The organism is Kineococcus xinjiangensis, assembly GCF_002934625.1.
Lineage (GTDB): Bacteria > Actinomycetota > Actinomycetes > Actinomycetales > Kineococcaceae > Kineococcus_A > Kineococcus_A xinjiangensis.
Genome location: NZ_PTJD01000005.1, coordinates 274,198 through 292,228, shown reverse-complemented (window position 1 = coordinate 292,228; position 18,031 = coordinate 274,198). Strand labels below are relative to the sequence as shown.

Sequence of the window (18,031 nt, the reverse complement as noted above, 5' to 3'; positions counted from 1 at the left end):
CGCCGGGACGGCTCGCGTCATGGTCCTCCAGCCGCGCGGCACGCGGTCCGGGGGTCAGGTGTCGCCGACGTCGGCCAGTGCCCCCTGGCCAGTGCCCCCTCCACGGCGCCGAAGGCCACGTGCTCCTGCTCCAGCCGCACCGACGGCGCGAACACGTCGCCGCGCAGGTCGGCGTACAGCTGCGCCTCCTGCCTGGTGAGGCGCCGCAGGTCAGCTCGTGCCTGCTTCGGCTCCCTGCCCCAGCGGTCGCGGTGCACCAGCAGGGTGGCGCGGTCCATGAGGAGCGAGCGAACCCCCGGCACGTGCGCGCGGAGGGTGTCGAGGATGGCGAAGCCGTGAGTGTCGAGGTCGCCCCAGGAGGCCACCTCGACGTCGTCCGGCCAGGGGACGGCTCCCAGCGTGCCCACTCGGTAACCGGAGCCGAAGACGGCCAGGGTCCCGGGGCAGCGCGGCAGCGCCAGGAAGGTGACCTCGTTCTCCACGATCAGCACGCGGCGGACGTCGGCCAGCACCCGGTGGAACTCTGCGACCGGCACGCTGAGGTCGCTGAACCCACCCGGCAGCCCGAGACCCGGGTCGAGGCTCCTCGAGCGCACCAGGCGCGGCTTCGCGCGGAAGCCGAAGCGCGCCTCCCACGGCGGTCCGGCCGCCTCGTCGATCCGCTCCGGCGGGAGCACCTCGCGCAACAGGACGGCGAGCAGGCCGCTGTGGGCGTTCAAAAGCTTGGTGTGCACGCCCGGAGCGTCGAGCTGGCGGATGTGGACGGGCGCCCCCTCGTAGTCACGGATCCAAACCACCGCGGCGAGCAGCGCCGGCCACGGCTCCGCGGCCGCGAGGACTCGCAACGGGTTGGCGCGCATCCAGTCGAGCAGCTCAGGAAGCACGGTGGCGGTGCGGTCGAGCAGTGCCTCCACCGTCCGCACCTCCGCCGCCACGCCGAGCAGGGCCCACAGCTCCGCGGGACTGTCCACCCGCACCCGCGAGGGCAGCTGGTTGGCGCCGACGACCCGCCCGCCGACCGCTGCCTTCAGCACCCGCAGGGCGGCCGGCGCGGTGCGCCAGCGCGACACCCACTCGCCCACCTCGGCCCAGTGGTCGGCGAGTTCGCGGGCGCTGGGCGCCCGCAACGGCAGTTCCAGAGGTGCCCACCGCTGCTCGAGGTGGTCGCGCAGCAGGGATCCGCCCTCCCAGCGCCGCCTCAGCCGGGCGACGACCTCCGCTGGTTCGGTCCACGTCCGGGCCGTGGGCCGCTTCACTCCTCCCGCCCGGAGTCGACGGCCTCCCGCTGTGCGCGGTAGTCGTCGATGCGCAGCGTCTGCAGGCGCGACGAGCTGCCGGTGGGGTTGTCGACGAAGCCCACGGCGGCGACGTAGGGCTCGATGACGTGGACCTTCTGCAGGGGCGTCACGACCAGCAGCTGCATGCCGAGGCGCCGGAAGAGGTCCAGTGCGTAGCGGGTGGACTCGTCGGAACCGCGGCCGAACGCCTCGTCGATGACGACGAAGCGGAACGTCTTCGACACCGCCACCCCCCACTCCAGCCGGAACTGGTAGGCCAGGGAGGCGGCGAGGATCGTGTAGGCCAGCTTCTCCTTCTGACCGCCGGACTTGCCGTCGGAGTCGGTGTACGTCTCGTGCTCGCTGTCGTCGGAGCGCCACCGCTCCGACGCGGAGAAGGTGACCCAGCGACGGACGTCGGTGACCCGCTGGGCCCAGGCACGGTCGAGCTCGGTGAGGCCCTCGCGGCCGCGGAAGCGCTCGATGAGCCGCTGCACCCGCAGGAACTTCGCCTCGGAGTACTGCTCGTCGTCGCCGTCCAGGGTGCCCTGGGTGCAGGCGCGCAGGTCGGCGATGAACTCGCGGACCTCCTGGTTGCTGGTGCGGTCAGTGTCCAGGCGCACGTAGCGGCCGGGAGAGTAGTCGATGCCGCGCAGGGTGTCGTTGATGGTGGCGACCCGCTCGCGGATCTGCTCCACCTGGTTGTGCAGCTGCGCACTGAACACCGCGATGTCGCGGATGGTGTTGGTGTTGAGGATCTCCTTCAGCTCTCGCTCGAAGCGCGGCAGGTCGTCGCCGGTCAGGCGCGCGTGCAGCGCCCGGTACTCCCCCACCGCCTCGATGGCGGTGTCCATGTCGTGGCTGGCGTGGGGATGGCGCTGGCGGAACTCGGCCATGCGCCGCTCCGCGCGGCGGCGGGCGGCCTCGGCGGTGGCGCGCTCCGCGGCCAGCTCCCGGGTGAGTGCGGCGCGGATCCGTTCGGCGGTGTCGTCGCCCGGCTCCGCGCCGCCCGCGCGGCGCAGGACCTCCTCCCGGTGCGCGGCGAGCAGGGCCGCGGCGTCGGGGTCGGCCAGTCGCTCCCGGGCGCGGGTCAGCTCCCGTTCGGCGCGGCTGCGCTCGGCGCGGGCGGCGCCGAGCTCCTCCGCGAGGGCGCGGATGCGCTGCTGCAGGCGGGCGCGTTCCTCGTCGTTGGTGGCGATCTCCTCCCCGAGGCGCTGCAGCAGCGGGGACCCGGCCTCCAGGGCGTCGCGCTGGGCCTGCACGTCGGCCAGGCGCAGGGTGACGGGCTCGTGGTCCAGCTCGGTGAAGTCGTCGACGCGGGTCAGCGCCTCCAGCGCGGCGCGGCGGGCCCGGGCGGCTCCGACGGCCTCCGCGCTCGCGCGCAGCTCCTCCGCGACGGCCTCCAGCTGACGCTGCACGCCGGTGGCGCGGGCGAGGAGGGCGTCGATCTTGGACTCGTTGCTCCAGCCGAGGACGTAGGCGGCGCGGTCGCCGATCGCGCGGCGGTCGTCCTTCTCGTGCCGGCCGCCGCCGTGCTTGACCTGCCCCTGCGGGGTCACGGCGCGCTCGGCGCGGCGGAAGTCGGCGACGTCGGTGGTGCAGGCGTGCGCGGCGCGCGCGTCGAGCTGGGAGTCCAGCCACGCGAAGAACGGGGTGTCGGAGCGGATCTCCACGACGTCGCGCAGCAGCAGACCCTCGGGCAGGCCCACCGGTGCACGCACGGGCAGCCGGGCGGGGACCTGGTGGTACACCAGGCGGGTTCCCAGGTGGCGGCTGTTGACCCACTGCGCGACGGCGTCGTAGTGGGCGGAGGGCACCAGCATGGACAGGGCGAAACCGTGCAGGACGCGTTCGGCGACGCCCTCCCACTCGGCGTGCTCCGCGCGCACGCGCAGCAGTTCGGCGACGAAGGGCAGGTCCTCGGCGTCCAGCCGCAGCTCCCCGCACAGCTGCTCGCGCAGGTCCTGGGAGGCACTGGGGATGCTGGTGCGCCGCTGCTGCAGGCTGCGCAGCTCCGCGCTCAGCGCCTGCCCGTCCTCGCCGAGGCGGCGCTGGCGCAGCAGCGCCTGGGTGCGCCGCTCCTCCTGCTCCTGCTCGCGCTCGGCGAGTTCCGCGAGGGCGGCGGTGGCGTCGGCGCGCCGCTGGGCCAGTTGCGCGGCGGAGGTGACGGTCGCCAGCCCGGTCGCCTCGAGCAGTTCCGCGAGTTCCTCCGCGCGCACGCGGCGGCGGGCCTGCTCCTCGTCGAGCCGCTCGGCCTCGGCGGTGAGGGACTCCAGCAGCGCCCCGCCGTGCCCGGCGCGCTGCAGCGACAGCTCCTTGTCGCGCTGGTGGGTGCGGGCCAGGGCATGCTCGGTCTCGTCGTGCTCGGCCTGCAGCCGGGTGGCGCGCTCGGTGAGCTCGTCGACGGTGGCGGTGAGGGTTCCGGTGCGCGCATCGGCGAGGACGTAGGGCAGGGCCCGTTCGGTGCCCTGGAGGCGGGCCAGGGCGGCTGCGGCGCTGTCGTGGGCGTCGGCCTCGGCGAGCAGGGGGGTGAGTTCCTCCAGCTGGGCGCGGGCGCCGGCGACGGCGGCGTGGGCGCGGGTGAGGTCCTCGAAGTGGCTGACGAGGGTGGTGACCCAGCGGTCGGCGTCGAAGGGTTCGAGCATGTGCGCGCGGACGAACTCGTTGAGGTCGCCCACCGACTTCATCGACACCGTCTGGTGGAACAGCTCCAGCGCCTGCTCGGAGGGGATGCCGAGGCGGCGGCGGAACTCCCGCGCGTAGGCGGGGAAGTGGTCGAAGACCTCCGCGCGGCTGCGCAGGCGGCGGCGCAGGTCGACGACGCTGGGCCCGAAGCCGGTGAAGTGCTCCGCGATGGAGAGGTCCTCCCCCGCCACGCAGAAGAAGCGCTCGGGGGTGCCGCTGCTGTCGGCCTGCAGCCAGAACACCTGCGCGAGTGTGACGCTGGTGCCGAGGCCGGGGTTGACGAAGACGCCGAGGAGGACGGAGTAGGTGTCGCGGGCGCGCAGCGCGACGGGCCTGCTGGTGCCGGTCTCCTCGTGGCGCTCGCGCTTGTGGTAGCCGCGCACGTAGCTGCGCAGGTCGCGTTCGCGGGTGTCGGCGCCGGCGGCCTTGTTGTAGGAGACGCGCTGGGCGGGCACGAGCAGGGTCGTCATGGCGTCGACGAGGGTGGACTTCCCGGAGCCGATGTCGCCGGTGAGCAGGCTGGTGGCGCCGTCGACCCGCAGGGTCCACACCTGCTGGTCGAAGGTGCCCCAGTTGAGGACCTCGAGGCGGTGCAGTCGGAAGCCGCTGCGCGTTCCGGGGGCCTCCAGCTCGGGAGCGCTGAAGAGGGCCTCGCTCACGACTGCACCTCCTCGTCGTGGTGGCGGCGCGGGTCGGCACCCGGGTCGGGGTCGACGCCGGGATCGGGGTCGCCGCCGGTGACGTGACCGCCCTCCAGGGCGGTGCGGTAGCCGGCGAGGCGGGCGTCGAAGTCGGAGAGCCACTGCGCGTCGACGTAGGCCTTCAGCACGCGGCGCACCTCGAACTGGTCACCGCGCTGCCCGCCCTGCTGGCCGCCCTGCTGGCCTCCGCCGTCGACGGGACGCAGGAACCCCATCTCCACCACCCGGGCGATGAGCGCGTCGACGTGGTCGACCAGGCGCGTGTGGTGGGTGCTGGTGGGCAGGAACACCAGCAGCATGTCCGCGATCTGCTCGCGCGTCAGCAGCAGCCGGGTCTCGGTGGAGGTGGCGTCGGCCTCGGCGAGGCGCTTGCGCAGCAGCGCCAGCAGCAGGCTCGGCGCGTAGGGCAGGGCGCGGCGGGCGATGAGGCGGGGGACGCCGGTCTCCTCAGGGGAGTCGCCGGGATCGCTGCGCTGGCGCAGGAACGCGTAGCCCTCCGCCTCGTCGACGACCGCGGTCAGCCCCATCACGGCGACGTAGTCGCGCACCTGCGCCTGCTGGGCGAGGACGAGCTGCCACACCCGCGGGTCGCTGTCGCGGTGGACGATGCCCTTCATCAGCCAGGTCACCGCCTGCGCCAGGTCCCGATCGCGCTGCTCGCTCAACCCCGCCCCTCCTCCTGCGCCGCGGCACCCGCCGCAGCGCCCCCGACCCCTGCCCCGCCCCGGCCGGCACCGGCTGGTGCGCCGCGGCGGACGAAGACCAGCCTGGGCAGGTCCGCCCGCCGCCGCTGCCCGTCGGAACCGTCCCAGTGCACCTGCTCGCGCACCCGCGGGTCGAACACCCGCTCGAAACCGGCGTCGTCGAGGGCGAAGTAGGCCAGCACCTCCGCGAGGCCCTGCCGCAGCGGGGCGACGGCGACGACGTCGGCGAGGGCCACCTGGCCGCGCTGCTGCAGGGCGCGGCGCACGGCGACGGCGAGGCGGGTGGTGTCGACAGAGGACTGGGCGAACAGCGCCGCCACGTCGACGTCCTCCGCCTCGCCGCCCTCGCCGCGCACCGTCAGGGTGCTGTCCAGCGCCAGCGGTGGGCGCGGCGTGAACAGTGGCCGCTCCATCGGCAGCACCACGGCGGGGGCGCCCGCGTCCACCTCGGTGCCGGGGGCGCCGGCGGCGTGCTCGCGCACCGCCAGGGCGGAGGACTCGATGGAGCGCAGCACGTCCAGGACGCGGCGGTTCTCCAGCCACGCCCGCTCGTCGAGGAAGCGCCGCAGCTGCTCCGAGAGCACCCGCACGGTCATCTGCGTGCGCTCCCCGGCCTCCAGCCAGGCGTGGTGGATGCGCCGCAGCCGCGGGTCGAGGGCCGCGCCCTCGGCAGCACCGGCGACGACGTCGAGGTGCTGCACCTGCGCCAGGAGCTGCTGGAACTCCTCCTGCCGGCGCGCGGAGAGCAGGAAGTCGTAGAAGGCGCGGAAGGTGCGGCCCTGGTCGGACTCGGCGATGGCGCGGCGGTCGGCCAGAACCTCCTCCAGCAGCTCCCCCTTGGAGCCGTCGAAGGTGGCGATGCGCTCGCGCAGGGTGCGGTCGAGGAAGCGGAAGTTGTCCTCCACCTCCCGCAGGTCCGACAGCAGCCCCAGGGCCGTGCCGGCGAACTGCTGGTAGCGGTCGCGCACCGCGGCGGGCTCCATGACGACGACCTCCCCGCGGCGCAGCCGCTCGATCTCCTCGTCGAGCGCGGCGCGGCGCTGCAGCAGCTCGTTCAGGCGCAGCTGCGGGTCGGCCTGGCTGCCCACGACGATCTGGCGCAGCAGCTCCACGGCGGTGTTGAGGCGGGACTCGGTGCCGATGAAGGAACGCTGCGGCAGCGAGCGCACCCACGCCACCGCCTTCTCCAGGGCGGGGGTGGCGTCGACGTGGGCCTCGTCGGAGCCGGGCGGGTAGTAGGTGCGCAGCCAGCCCGCCTCCGGCCCGGCCCAGTCGTCGAGGTAGGACTTCGCCGGGCGGGGGAAGGTGCCGGCACCGAGGCGGTCGTTGAGGACGTGCAGGGTGTCGTCGAGGAGGTCGCTCAGCCGCGCCAGCGGCAGGGAGCGGACGTTGTCGTCGACGAAGACCCGCCCGAGGAAGGAGACCACCAGGGGGGCGTGGTCGGCGCGCAGCAACCGCCACGCCGGGCTGTGCCGGCGCAGGGCCGCGACCTCGTCGTAGTCCACCCCGTTCCCCTCCTGCCGGCGGCCCCCACGATGCTAGGGCCGGGCCGGGGCTGCTCCGACCACGCGCGCAGCCGCGGCAGGTGCGTCCACACTGGCGGCCATGACCCCTCCCGAGGCGCGGGCAGCGGCGCCCGGTCAACCCGTCCAGGCCGGCCCGCGCGTCCTGGTCGGCACGTCGGGCTGGACGTACCCGGAGTGGCGCGGGCAGTTCTACCCGCGCGGCCTGCCGCAGCGGCAGGAGCTGGAGCACCTCGCGGCGCGGGTGGCGTCGGTGGAGGTCAACGCCTCCTTCTACGCCCTGCAGCGACCGGAGTCGTACCGGTCCTGGGCGCAGCGCACCCCGGCGGGCTTCGTGCTCGCCGTCAAGGGCGAGCGCAGCGCCACCCACCGCAAGCACCTGGTGGACGTGGAGGCGGACGTGGCGGCCTTCGTGGCCTCCGGGGTGCTGGGGCTGGAGGAGAAGCTGGGTCCGGTGCTGTGGCAGTTCCCGCCGGGCCTGCGCTTCTCCCCGGAGCGGCTGGGGACCTTCCTCGCCCTGCTGCCGCGCACCACCGCGGCGGCGGCGGAGCTCGCCGCCCGCTGCGGCCACCCGACCCCCGTGGTGGTGGCCGATCGCCCGCTGCGGCACGCGGTGGAGGTGCGCCACCCCTCCTTCGCCTGCGCCGAGGCGGTCGGGCTGCTGCGGGAGCACGGCGTCGCGCTCGTCGTCGCCGACAGCGCGGGGCGCTACCCGGTCCTCGCCGACGTCACCGCGGACTTCGTCTACGTCCGCCTGCACGGCGCGCGGGAGCTGTACGCCAGCGGGTACGAGGACGCCGAGCTGGACGAGTGGGCCGCGCGGGTGCGCGCCTGGGCCGGCGGCGGCACCCCCGACGGCGCGCCGCTGCTGGCCCCGCCGGACCCGCCCGCGCCGCACGGGCGGGACGTGTACGTCTACTTCGACAACACCATGCGCTCGCGCGCCCCGTTCGACGCCCAGGCCCTGGCGCGGCGCCTCTGACGTGCCGCCACGGCGGTCGGGCCGGTGGGTGGGGCGGGGGCAGCACCTACGCTGGCCCCACCATGCCCGTCCCGCCCGGCTGTCCCGCCCCGCCCGCCGACGCGGCCGTCCTCGTCGCCGCCCGCCGCACCCCCTTCGCCGACGCGGGCCGGGAGCTGGCCGGTTGCTCCGGCACCGACCAGGCCGCCGCGGCCCTGGCCGCGCTCGCCGGACAGGTGCGGACGCTGGGTGTGGGCGCGGCGGTCGCCGACGTCGTGCTCGGCGTGTGCACCGGCCCGCGCGGCAACCCCGCGCGGGTGGCCGCGCTCGCCGCCGGGCTCGGCCCGCAGGTGCCGGGGGTCAGCGTGGACCGCCAGTGCGGCAGCGGCCTGGACGCGGTGCGCCTGGGCGCGGCCCTGGTCCGCGAGGGCGCGGAGCTGGTGCTGGCCGGCGGCTTCGAGAGCGGCAGCGCCGCCAGGGCCGCCACCGGGCGGGTGGAGCGGGCGGTGTTCGCGCCGCCGCCGTTCCCCGACCCCGACATGGGCCCGGCCGCCGACGACCTCGCCGCCCACCTCGGCATCGACCGGCGGCGGCAGGACGCCTACGCCGCCGCCTCCCACGCGCGCGCGCTGGCGGCGGCCGCGGCGGGGGCCTTCGACGCCGAGCTCGTCGAGGTCGCCGGGCTGCGCGCCGACACCCGCCCGCGCCCGGGGCTGCACGAGCAGCGCCTGGCGCGCTTCCGGCCCGCCTTCTCCGCCGGCGGCACCGTCACGGCGGGCAACTCCTGCGGCGTCAGCGACGGCGCCGCGGCGGTGGCGCTGGTGCCCGAGCGGATCCGGGCCGCGGCGGGGCTGCCGGGGCTGGTGGTGCGGGCCGCGGTGGCCTGCGGCGGGGACCCGGCCCTGCCCGGGGCGGCCGCGGCACCGGCGGCGCTGCTGGCGCTGCGCCGCGCGGACGTGGACCTGCCCGACGTGGGCGCGGTGGAGGTGGTGGAGGCGTTCGCCGCGCAGGTGCTGGCGTTCACCGACGCCCTGGGCCTGGACCCGCTCGGTGCCGACGCGGGGCGGGTGTGCGCCCAGGGCGGGGCGATCGCGCTGGGCCACCCGTGGGGCGCCTCGGGGGCGGCGCTGCTCGTGCGGCTGTTCGCGCGCATGGTCCGCCTGGACGGGCCGCGCCTCGGCCTGGCGGCGTGCGCGGTCGGCGGGGGGCAGGGCGTGGCGCTCGTCGTGGAGCGCGTCGGATGATCCGGTTGCGGGACGTGCACCTGCGCCTCGGCGAGCGCGACGTGCTGCGCGGCGTCGACGCGGACCTCGGCGAGCAGCGCATCGGGGTGGTCGGCGCCAACGGCTCCGGCAAGTCGTCGCTGGCGAGGTTGCTCAACGGCCTGCTGGTGCCGACGCGCGGCAGCGTCACCGTGGACGGCCTCGACACCGCCCGCGACGGCGCGAAGGTGCGCCGCCGGGTGGGTTTCGTCTTCTCCGACCCGGACGCGCAGATCGTCATGCCCACCGTCGCCGAGGACGTGGCGTTCTCCCTGCGCCGGCAGAAGCTCGCGCGGGAGCAGGTGCAGGCGCGGGTGGCGCAGGTGCTGGGCCGCTTCGGCCTCGCCGCGCACGCCGACCACCCCGCGCACCTGCTCTCCGGTGGGCAGAAGCAGCTGCTGGCCCTCGCCGCGATCCTCGTCACCGAACCGGGCGTGCTGGTGCTCGACGAGCCGACGACGCTGCTGGACCTGCGCAACACCCGCCGCATCGCCGACCTGGTGTCCGCGCTGCCGCTGCAGGTCGTGCACGTCACCCACCACCTGGACCTGCTGGCCGGCTACGACCGGGTCCTCGTGGTCGACGACGGGCGCATCGCCGCCGACGACTCCCCCGCCGCGGCGCTGGAGTTCTACCGGCGGTCCCAGTCGTGAGAGCCGCGGCGCGGGGGTGGGCGCGGTGCTGACCTCGGTCTACCGGCCGGGCACCTCGCCGCTGCACCGGGCGCGGGCCGGGACGAAGCTGCTGGCCCTGGCGGTGGGCGCCTCGGCGCTGGCGTGGCAGCGCTCCGTGCCCGCGGTGGCCGTGGGCGCGCTGGTGGTGGCCGCTGCGGTGGCCGTGGCGGGCATGCCGGCGCGCTGGGTGTGGGAGCAGCTGCGCCCGCTGCGGTGGGTGCTGCTGCTGGTGGCCGGGTTCCAGGTGCTGACGCAGGACTGGCGGCTGGCGCTGGTGGTGTGCGCGACCCTCGCCCTGGCGGTGCTGGCCGCGGCGCTGGTGACGGCCACGACGCGCATGCAGGAGCTGCTGGACGTGCTGCAGCGGCTGCTGCAGCCGCTGCGCCGGGTGGGCGTCGACCCGGACCGGGTGGCGCTGCTGCTGGCGCTGACCCTGCGGGCGGTGCCGGTGCTGCAGGGCCTCATCGCCGAGGTCGGCGACGCCCGTCGCGCGCGCGGGTGCGAGCGCAGCCTGCGGGCGCTGCTGGTGCCGCTGCTGATCCGCACCCTGCGCCACGCCGACAACCTCGGGGAGGCGCTGGCCGCGCGCGGCGTGGACGACTGACGCGGCGCGGATCGCGGCGCCGCCGCCTATCGTCTGGCCATGCGAATCGACAGGGTCGTCGAAACCCCCAGCGAGTCCCCCGCCGGCGCACAGCGGATCCGGCGCGGCCCGGCGGGGCCGCAGTGAGCCGCCCGGGCGGCCTGCGCGCGCGCCTGGCCGCCGTGCGCCGCGAGTACGAGGGCGGACAGGGGGAGGAGAGGCCCCTGGGCGGTTTCCTCGCACTGATGGGCGTCTACACCGGCGCCGTGGGGGGCGCGGCGCTGCTGGCGCGGGCCACCGGCCGGCACCTGCCCGAGCGCGTCGGCGCCGGTGACGTGCTGCTGCTGGCGCTGGCCACCCACAAGGCCAGCCGGCTGCTCAGCAAGGACGCCGTGACGTCTCCGCTGCGGGCGCCGTTCACCCGCTTCGCGGGGTCCGCCGGGGAGGGGGAGGTGATGGAGGAGGTGCGCGGCCACGGCTTGGCGCACTCCACCGGGGAGCTGCTGACCTGCCCGTTCTGCACCTCGGTGTGGGTGGCGACCGGTTTCACCGCCGGTGGGGTGCTGGCCCCCCGACTGACCCGCTCCGCGCTGGTCACCCTCACCGCCGTCCTCGGCTCCGACGTGCTGCACCTGCTCTACGACAGCGCCAAGCACCTGCCGGCCCTCGCCGAGCGCGCCGCGGCCGGGCCGCAGGAGGGCGACTCGTAGGTTCCGGCAGGGCGCGCCGCGGTCCGCGACGGCCGCCCATCGCGGCCGGGGGTCGGCTAGCGTGCCGGGGCATGGGACAGCGGCTGGTCGTCATCGGTCTGGACGCGGCGGGCGGCTCCGCCGCCTCCCAGGCGAGGAAGCGGCGACCGGACCTGGAGGTCGTGGCCTTCGAGCGCGGCCGCGCCACGTCCTACTCGGCCTGCGGGATCCCCTACTGGGTCAGCGGCGCGGTGCGCAGCGAGGAGGCGCTCATCGCGCGCACCCCCGAGCAGCACCGGGCCAACGGCATCGACGTGCGGATGCGCACGGAGGTCACCGCGATCGACCTGCGCTCCCGCACCGTCTCCTGGCGCGACCTGGACGACGGGCGGGAGGGCAGCGAGGGTTTCGACGAACTCGTCTACGCCGCGGGCAGCGTGCCGATGCGCCCGCCGGTGCCGGGCATCGACGCCGCCGGGGTGCACGGGGTGCAGGTCCTCGACGACGGCGTGGCGCTGCGGGAGGAGCTGTCCCGTCCCGGGGTGCGCCGCGTCGTCGTGGTCGGCGGCGGCTACATCGGCCTGGAGATCGCCGAGGCCTGCCGGGTCCGCGGCCTGGAGGTGACGGTCGTCGACCGCTCCCCCACCCCGGTCGGCACGTTCGACCCGGACGTCGGGGAGTTCATCGCCGACGCCGCCCGCGGCAACGGCATCGACCTCGTCCTCTCCGACGCGGTCAGCCGCATCGAGGTGGACGACGACGGGCGGGCGTGCGGCGTCGTCACCGGCAGCGGCAGGCAGATCGAGGCCGACGTCGTCGTGCTCGGTCTCGGGGTGCGCCCCAACGTCGCCCTGGCCCGGGAGGCCGGCATCCCGCTGGGCGCCTCAGGGGGCATCGCCGTCGACGTGCGGATGCGCACCGGGATCGAGGGTGTGTGGGCGGCGGGCGACTGCGTGGAGTCCTGGCACCGGCTGTCCGGGCAGCGGATGGTGGTCGCGCTCGGCACCCACGCCAACAAGCAGGGCCGGGTGGCGGGCATCAACATCGGCGGCGGCTACGCCACGTTCCCCGGCGTCATCGGCACCGCCATCACGAAGGTCTGCGACCTGGAGGTGGCCCGCACCGGCCTGTCCAGCGCGGAGGCGCAGGAGGCCGGTTTCTCCTTCGTCACCGCGTCGGTGGACTCCACCACCCGGGCCGGTTACTTCCCCGGGGCGGAACCCATCCGGATCAAGATGATCGCGGAGCGGCGCAGCGGGCGGCTGCTGGGCGCGCAGATCGTGGGGCGGGCCGGTTCCGCCAAGCGCATCGACACCCTGGCGGTGTGCATCTGGGAGGGCATGGGCGTCGAGGAGGTGCTCTCCCTCGACCTCTCCTACGCGCCGCCGTTCTCCCCGGTGTGGGATCCCGTCCTCATCACCGCCCGCAAGGCGTTCGAGGCCGTGGAGGCCGACGCGCGCGGCGAATGACGCGGGCGGACCGGGCACTCGCCGGGGCTCACGAGGATTCCCGCGTGCTCCCCCTGCTGCGGACGCTGTGGCGCGAACCGCGCGCGCCGCGCGCGCCGCGCCGGACGCGCTGGGACTGGCTGCTGGTGGCGCTGGTCGTGCCGGGAGCGGTGCTGGAGGCGCTGCTGCGCCCGGACGTTCCGTGGCGCTGGCTGTCGCTGGTCCTGACCCTCGCCCTGGCCCCGCTCCTGCTGCTGCGCCGCCGCGCCCCGCTGCTCGTGCTGGCCGCGGCGGTCGCGGTCGGTGCCGTCGCGGAGGTGGCCACCGGCGGCGGGCTGCCGGAGGCGCTCGCGCAGGCGCCCCTGGTGGTGCTGCCGTACGCGCTGTTCCGGTGGGCGTCGGGGCGCGAGGTGCTGGCCGGGGCGGTGCTGCTGCTGCTGGCGAGCGCGACCCACGTGCTGCTGAGCGGGTCCCCGGCCGCCACCGCGGGCGAGGCGGCCGGCAACGCCGTCGGGGGGTCGGCGGTGCTGGTCGCGGTCGCGGCCCTCGGCCTGACGTTCCGCTTCCGCGCCCGGGCGCGCAGCCGGGAGCTGGAGCGCGCCGTGCTGCTGGAGCGGGAGCGGCTGGCGCGCGACCTGCACGACACCGTCGCCCACCACGTCTCCGCGATCGCCGTGCGCGCCCAGGCGGGGCTGGCCGCGGCGGCGGCGCGCCCGGAAGCGGCGGCCGAGGTCGCGGTGGCGGCACTGCGGGTGGTGGAGGCCGAGGCGAGCACCGCCCTCACCGACATGCGCTCCCTCGTGCGGACCCTGCGCCGCAACGGGACGGCGGAGCTGGGCCCCGCGCCGGGACTGCGCGAACTGCGCGGTCTCGCCGACGGCACCACCGCCGGCCCGCGCGTCGTGGTGGAGGTCGCCGCGGCGTGCGAGGACCTGCCCGAGGCGCTGCAGGCGGGCCTCTACCGGATCGCGCAGGAATCGGTCACCAACGCGAGACGACACGCCCGTGGCGCCACCCGGATCGACGTGCGCGTCAGCGCCCGGGAGGACGAGGTGCTGCTGCAGGTCAGCGACGACGGCGGGGCGGCTCGGCGCCGGGCCGCCGCCGGCTTCGGGCTGGCCGGGATGGCGGAGCGGGCGGCGCTGCTCGGCGGCACCTGCACCGCCGGTCCCGACCCGGCCGGCGGTTGGACGGTGACCGCCTCGCTCCCCCGGCCCCGGCGGGACGCGTGAACCTGCGCGTGCTCGTCGCCGACGACCAGGAGGTCGTGCGCACGGGCCTGCGGATGATCCTCGACGCGCAGCCCGGCATCGAGGTGGTCGCCGAGGCCGCCGACGGGGCGCAGGCGGTGGAACTGGCGCGGCGGCTGCGGCCCGACGTCTGCCTGCTGGACGTGCGCATGCCCGGCACGGACGGCTTGGAGGCGACCCGGCTGCTCGCCGGTCCGGGCGTCGAGGATCCCGTCGCGGTGGTCGTCGTCACCACGTTCGACCTCGACGAGTACGTGCACGCGGCGCTGCGCGCGGGAGCCCGGGGCTTCCTCCTCAAGGACGCCGGCGCCGAACTGCTGGCGCAGGCGGTGCGCGCCGCGGCGTCCGGGGAGGCGCTCATCGCCCCGAAGGTCACGGTCCGGCTGCTGGCCGCGTTCGCGGGGTCGGGGGGCTCGGCCCCGCCACGGGAACCGCTCACCGACCGGGAGGAGGAGGTGCTGGCGGCCGTGGCTTCGGGGTGGACGAACAACGAGGTGGCCGCCGGTCTGGGGGTCAGCCTGAGCACGGTGAAGAGCCACGTCGCGAACCTCATGGCGAAGCTGGGTGTGCGCAACAGGGTGGAGATCGCCCTGTGGGCGTACGAGAACCGCCGGCCCGGGCGCGGCCCGGGCCGGCGCTGACCGGCCGGAAGTACGAGACGCCTCTCGTCCTGGAGGCCACCGGCGGTCACCGTCCGCCGGATCCGGCGCGGGCGGGCGGGCCGGGACGCTGCGGGGGTGCCCACGAGAACCTCCCTCCCCCGCAGACCGCGCTGGCTGGTGCCCGCGGCGCTGCTCGCCCTGTGCCTCGTCCCGCTGCTCGCCGGCGTCCTGCGCGCCGTGCAACTGGCCGGTGGCCCCGAGGTCGCCGTCCCCGACGCGAGGTTCAGCGCCGATCCGCTGCCCGTGGCGCTGCACGTGGTGGCCGCGACCGTCTTCGGCTTCCTGGGGGCGCTGCAATTCCTGCCCGGCCGGCGCGCCCTGCGTCCGCGCTGGCACCGCCTCGCCGGGCGGGTCGTGGTGCCAGCAGGCCTCGTGGTGGCGGTGTCGGGAGTGTGGATGGTGGCCGGCTACCCGTACGCGGCCAACGGCGGGCCGGGGCTGTCGACGCTGCGGTTGGTCGTCGCCACCGCGCTGGCGGTGTTCCTCGTGCTCGGCGTGGTGGCGATCCTGCGCGGGGACGTGCGGGCGCACCGGGCGTGGATGATCCGCGCGTACGCTCTCGCCCTCGGCGCCGGCACGCAGGTCCTCACCCTGGGCCTGCCGGCCGTGCTGCTCGGCCCGCCCGGCCCGACGGCGAACGCGCTGCTGCACGGCCTGGGCTGGGGGATCAACCTCGCCGTCGCGGAGTGGGCGATCCGCGGCTCCGCCCCGTCCACGGCGGCGGTCCCGCGCCGTGCCGTGCCCACCGGCACGGCGGCCTGAGGGATGCTCCGGAGGCCGTGCGGGTGCACGGCCTCCGGCGGCGGTTCCTCAGCCGCGGGGGGCGGCGACGGCCGCGGCGGCGTCGACGATGCCGTAGCCGTACTCGGGGGTGAAGACGCCACGGGCCAGGGACCCCGGGGTGCGTGCGGTGCCCAGGAGGACGTCCTCCACGTCCGCCCGGCTGCGTCCCTGCGCCACGAGCAGCGCCGCGACCCCCGCCACGTGCGGGCTCGCCATCGAGGTGCCGGCCAGCTCCTCGTAACCGGTCGGGGTGCCGCAGGCGGTGGAGCCGCCGAGGCCCGCCGGCACGGTGGAGAGGACGTCCTCACCGCAGGCGGGCAGGGCGGAGCCGCCGGGGGCGGAGACCGCCCGCAGGTCCGGCTTGACGGGTCCGGAGCCGTAGGCGGCCGGCAGCTCCCGCCGGTCGGTGGCGGCCACGCAGATCGAGCCGGCGTCGAACCCCGGTGTGTTGCACAGCGGCACCGCGTCGTTGCCCGCGGCGGCGACCACGGTGACGCCCTTGCCGTTGGCGTAGGTGATGGCGTCCTGCACGTCGCCGATGACGCCGGTGAGGGTGAGGGCCTGCACGCCCTGGAGGGCCCCGAGGCTGAGGTTGACGACCTTCGCGCCGTGGTCGGCGCTCCAGCGGATCCCGGCGGCGATGTCCTCGAAGGAACCGCCGCCCTCCTCGAGCACCTTCACGGGCATGATCTTGGCGTTGGGTGCGACGCCGGCGATGCCGGTGCGGTTGCCCGTCGCGGCGGCCGCGATGCCGGCGACGTGGGTGCCGTGGGCGTCGTCGGGCTGGCCGACGCCGTCGGGGCCCCTCCAGTCGCCGTTGCCGCAGGGCGCCGGGCCGCACCCTGTGAAGGTGGCGCCCTTGACCAGGCGGCCCTTGAGGTCGGGGTGGGTCAGGTCCACGCCGCTGTCGACCACGGCGATCACGACGCCGGAACCGGTGGACGTCGCCCACGCCTGCTGCGCGCGCACCTGCTGCGGTCCCCACTGCTGCGCGTAGAGCGGGTCGTTCGGGGTCCCGGGCGCCGGTGCGGCCGCGGCGGGGACGGCGGCGGTGGCCAGCGCCGCGGCGGTGCCGGCGACGGCGAGCGGGCGGGCGAGGGCGCGTGCTGCGGTGCGCATCGTTCTCCTTCGAGCGGTGCGGTGGGCCGGTGGTGTCCGTAACCCTGCCCTTCCCCCGCGCGGATGCGACCCAATCCTGCGCACCGGCGCGGCGCGTGCGGACGCCCCGCCCGCGGGTGCGGGCGGGGCGTCCGGTCGGGCAGGTGGTGCGTGCCGTGCTCAGTTCAGGCGGGCGCCGGCGTGGAGGGCGAGGCCCTGCATGGCGTTGACGCTGGCGGTGAACTGCCCGGAGGAGTTGACGACCACGGAGCGGCCGAGGCAGCCGGTGCGGGTGGAGTTGATGTCGCCGGTGATCACGTCGCAGTAGGTGCCGGCGGGCAGGGAGGTCTGCCAGGTGCGGTTGACGGCGAAGTTCTCCTTGTTCACGACGGCGTAGCCCTTGGTGCCGCGGCTGAAGGCGATGGCCTGGTAGCCGTTGCTCCACCAGTTGCTCACGCCGGTGCCGACGGTGGCGTTGTGGAACGAGACCATGTTGGAGATGCCGGTGCGGCGGTGCTCGCACACCCACTCGGTGGAGTTGCATCCGCTGGGCGAGCCGTTGACCCAGACGCTCCTGGTGGTGTTGCCGCCGTTGGAGGGCGGGCCCTGCCAGTCGCTGCCGAAGTGGTAGCTGGACATCACCTGCGGGTAGCCGTAGGGCCAGGCCAGCATGAAGTAGTTGGCGAGGTTGTACAGCTGCCCGTCCTTGTGGGTGACGACGTTGCCGCCGCCGCCGTGGCCGCGCTGGTTGTCGTGGTTGTCCACGAACACCTCGGCCAGGTCGGAGCGCATGAAGCCCCACGACTCGCCGAACCCGCTCAGCCAGGACAGCTGCCCGGTCTTGAAGACCCGCCCGATCTCGGTGGAGTACTGGAACTCGGTGACGTCGCCGTTCTGGAAGTACTCGCTCTCCTTGATGGCCTCGTTGGGTCCTTCGATGACCTCCTGGTAGATGTAGACGTTGGGGTTGGACAACCGCGACCTGATGTTGGCGATGTCGTTGGTGTCCATGTGCTTGGCGGCGTCGATGCGGAACCCGTCCACGCCAAGGGAGATCAGGTCGTTCAGGTACTGCGCGATCCGGCCGCGGACGTAGCCGTTGTCCTGGGTGTTGAGGTCCGCGAGGTTCTCCAGCTCGCAGTTCTGGACGATGTAGCGGTCGTCGTAGTCGTCCCTGGTGATGTCGTCGTTGCCGTTCCTGCCGCAGTGGTGGAAGTCCTGCCACTGGTAGGTGCCGTTGTACGTGTAGGGCGAGAACCCGGTGCCGGCGCTGCCGGTGCCGGACCCGACGCCGGACATGTGGTTGATGACGGCGTCGGCGTAGACGTCGACGCCGACGGCGTTGCAGCGGCGGACCATGTCGGCGAACTGCGCGCGCGTCCCGCCGCGGCTCTCGATCTTGTAGCTGACCGGCTGGTAGCGCTGCCACCAGGGGTATTGGTGCTTGTCGTTGTTGACGATGGCGTGCTCCTGCGGCGGGGAGATCTGCACCGCCGCGAAGCCCTTCGGCCCCAGGAAGCGCTCGCACTCCAGGGCGACATCCGTCCACTTCCACTCGAACAGGTGGACCAGGACCGAGCGGTTGGTGGTGACCGCCGCCTCCGCGGCGGGTGCTGCTGCCGTGCTCAGTCCCGTGCCGAGGGCGAGGGCTGCTCCGAGGGCCGCAGTGGCCCATCTCGTCGTCCTGCGGGCCCGGGTGGTGGCGCGCGCCGTCATGGCGACTCCTTCGTC

General features: G+C 75.4%; 15 protein-coding genes. 9 read left to right on the top strand and 6 right to left on the bottom strand.

What is annotated here, in order from left to right; translation table 11 throughout:
• Window positions 1-17 precede the first annotated feature (17 nt).
• From CLV92_RS09325 to CLV92_RS09310, 4 genes are read right to left on the bottom strand one after another with little or no spacing between them, the layout of a single operon-like run.
• The gene (locus CLV92_RS09325; RefSeq protein WP_104432520.1) at window positions 18-1,256 is read right to left on the bottom strand and encodes a Wadjet anti-phage system protein JetD domain-containing protein; all 1,239 of its coding nucleotides are present in this window, start codon (window positions 1,254-1,256) and stop codon (window positions 18-20) included.
• The gene (locus CLV92_RS09320) at window positions 1,253-4,621 is read right to left on the bottom strand and encodes an ATP-binding protein (protein ID WP_104432519.1); all 3,369 of its coding nucleotides are present in this window, start codon (window positions 4,619-4,621) and stop codon (window positions 1,253-1,255) included. Before CLV92_RS09320 ends, CLV92_RS09325 begins: the two co-directional genes overlap by 4 nt.
• On the bottom strand, window positions 4,618-5,328 hold the full coding sequence (locus tag CLV92_RS09315; RefSeq protein ID WP_211290996.1) for a DUF4194 domain-containing protein: 711 nt from the start codon (window positions 5,326-5,328) through the stop codon (window positions 4,618-4,620). Before CLV92_RS09315 ends, CLV92_RS09320 begins: the two co-directional genes overlap by 4 nt.
• Complete coding sequence (locus tag CLV92_RS09310) at window positions 5,325-6,872, bottom strand: DUF3375 domain-containing protein (protein WP_104432518.1); 1,548 nt, start codon at window positions 6,870-6,872, stop codon at window positions 5,325-5,327. The genes CLV92_RS09315 and CLV92_RS09310 overlap by 4 nt, the downstream gene beginning before the upstream one ends.
• A 100-nt stretch (window positions 6,873-6,972) precedes the next feature.
• Between CLV92_RS09310 and CLV92_RS09305 the strand changes: the two genes are divergently transcribed.
• From CLV92_RS09305 to CLV92_RS09265, 9 genes are all read left to right on the top strand, one after another.
• Complete coding sequence (locus CLV92_RS09305; RefSeq protein WP_104432517.1) at window positions 6,973-7,872, top strand: DUF72 domain-containing protein; 900 nt, start codon at window positions 6,973-6,975, stop codon at window positions 7,870-7,872.
• A 62-nt stretch (window positions 7,873-7,934) separates the two neighbouring features.
• Window positions 7,935-9,095: an acetyl-CoA C-acyltransferase gene (locus CLV92_RS09300; RefSeq protein ID WP_104432516.1), complete on the top strand. Its 1,161-nt coding sequence runs from the start codon at window positions 7,935-7,937 to the stop codon at window positions 9,093-9,095.
• Window positions 9,092-9,766 (top strand): energy-coupling factor ABC transporter ATP-binding protein, encoded by a 675-nt coding sequence (locus CLV92_RS09295; protein WP_104432515.1) that lies wholly within the window; start codon window positions 9,092-9,094, stop codon window positions 9,764-9,766. The genes CLV92_RS09300 and CLV92_RS09295 overlap by 4 nt, the downstream gene beginning before the upstream one ends.
• Window positions 9,767-9,794: 28 nt before the next feature.
• Window positions 9,795-10,391: a CbiQ family ECF transporter T component gene (locus CLV92_RS09290; protein WP_104432583.1), complete on the top strand. Its 597-nt coding sequence runs from the start codon at window positions 9,795-9,797 to the stop codon at window positions 10,389-10,391.
• Between the two features lie 122 nt (window positions 10,392-10,513).
• Entirely contained in the window at window positions 10,514-11,080 is a 567-nt protein-coding gene (locus tag CLV92_RS09285) for a DUF1360 domain-containing protein (RefSeq protein ID WP_211290994.1), read from the top strand.
• A 71-nt stretch (window positions 11,081-11,151) separates the two neighbouring features.
• A complete protein-coding gene (locus tag CLV92_RS09280) occupies window positions 11,152-12,528 on the top strand; it encodes an FAD-dependent oxidoreductase (RefSeq protein WP_104432514.1) in 1,377 nt (458 codons plus the stop codon).
• Window positions 12,529-12,572: 44 nt separating this feature from the next.
• Window positions 12,573-13,739, top strand: coding sequence for a sensor histidine kinase (locus CLV92_RS09275; protein ID WP_104432513.1), 1,167 nt, complete (start codon window positions 12,573-12,575; stop codon window positions 13,737-13,739).
• Window positions 13,736-14,398, top strand: a complete 663-nt coding sequence (locus CLV92_RS09270; protein ID WP_104432581.1) for a response regulator — start codon at window positions 13,736-13,738, stop codon at window positions 14,396-14,398. Before CLV92_RS09275 ends, CLV92_RS09270 begins: the two co-directional genes overlap by 4 nt.
• Before the next feature lie 96 nt (window positions 14,399-14,494).
• Window positions 14,495-15,181 (top strand): DUF2306 domain-containing protein, encoded by a 687-nt coding sequence (locus tag CLV92_RS09265; RefSeq protein ID WP_211290993.1) that lies wholly within the window; start codon window positions 14,495-14,497, stop codon window positions 15,179-15,181.
• 48 nt (window positions 15,182-15,229) lie between these two features.
• Here CLV92_RS09265 and CLV92_RS09260 read toward each other — a convergent pair whose 3' ends face one another.
• Together CLV92_RS09260 and CLV92_RS09255 are read right to left on the bottom strand one after the other, a co-directional pair.
• Complete coding sequence (locus CLV92_RS09260; RefSeq protein ID WP_104432511.1) at window positions 15,230-16,321, bottom strand: S8 family peptidase; 1,092 nt, start codon at window positions 16,319-16,321, stop codon at window positions 15,230-15,232.
• Between the two features lie 159 nt (window positions 16,322-16,480).
• Window positions 16,481-18,016, bottom strand: a complete 1,536-nt coding sequence (locus CLV92_RS09255; RefSeq protein ID WP_104432510.1) for an alpha-amylase — start codon at window positions 18,014-18,016, stop codon at window positions 16,481-16,483.
• Window positions 18,017-18,031: the final 15 nt, after the last annotated feature.

What these genes read in the sequence shown, in the direction of transcription:
- CLV92_RS09305 (WP_104432517.1), top strand. Translation starts at nt 6,973, where the DNA reads ATGACCCCTCCCGAGGCGCGGGCAGCGGCGCCCGGTCAACCCGTCCAG.
- CLV92_RS09300 (WP_104432516.1), top strand. Translation starts at nt 7,935, where the DNA reads ATGCCCGTCCCGCCCGGCTGTCCCGCCCCGCCCGCCGACGCGGCCGTC.
- CLV92_RS09295 (WP_104432515.1), top strand. Translation starts at nt 9,092, where the DNA reads ATGATCCGGTTGCGGGACGTGCACCTGCGCCTCGGCGAGCGCGACGTG.
- CLV92_RS09280 (WP_104432514.1), top strand. Translation starts at nt 11,152, where the DNA reads ATGGGACAGCGGCTGGTCGTCATCGGTCTGGACGCGGCGGGCGGCTCC.
- CLV92_RS09260 (WP_104432511.1), bottom strand. Translation starts at nt 16,321, where the DNA reads ATGCGCACCGCAGCACGCGCCCTCGCCCGCCCGCTCGCCGTCGCCGGC.
- CLV92_RS09255 (WP_104432510.1), bottom strand. Translation starts at nt 18,016, where the DNA reads ATGACGGCGCGCGCCACCACCCGGGCCCGCAGGACGACGAGATGGGCC.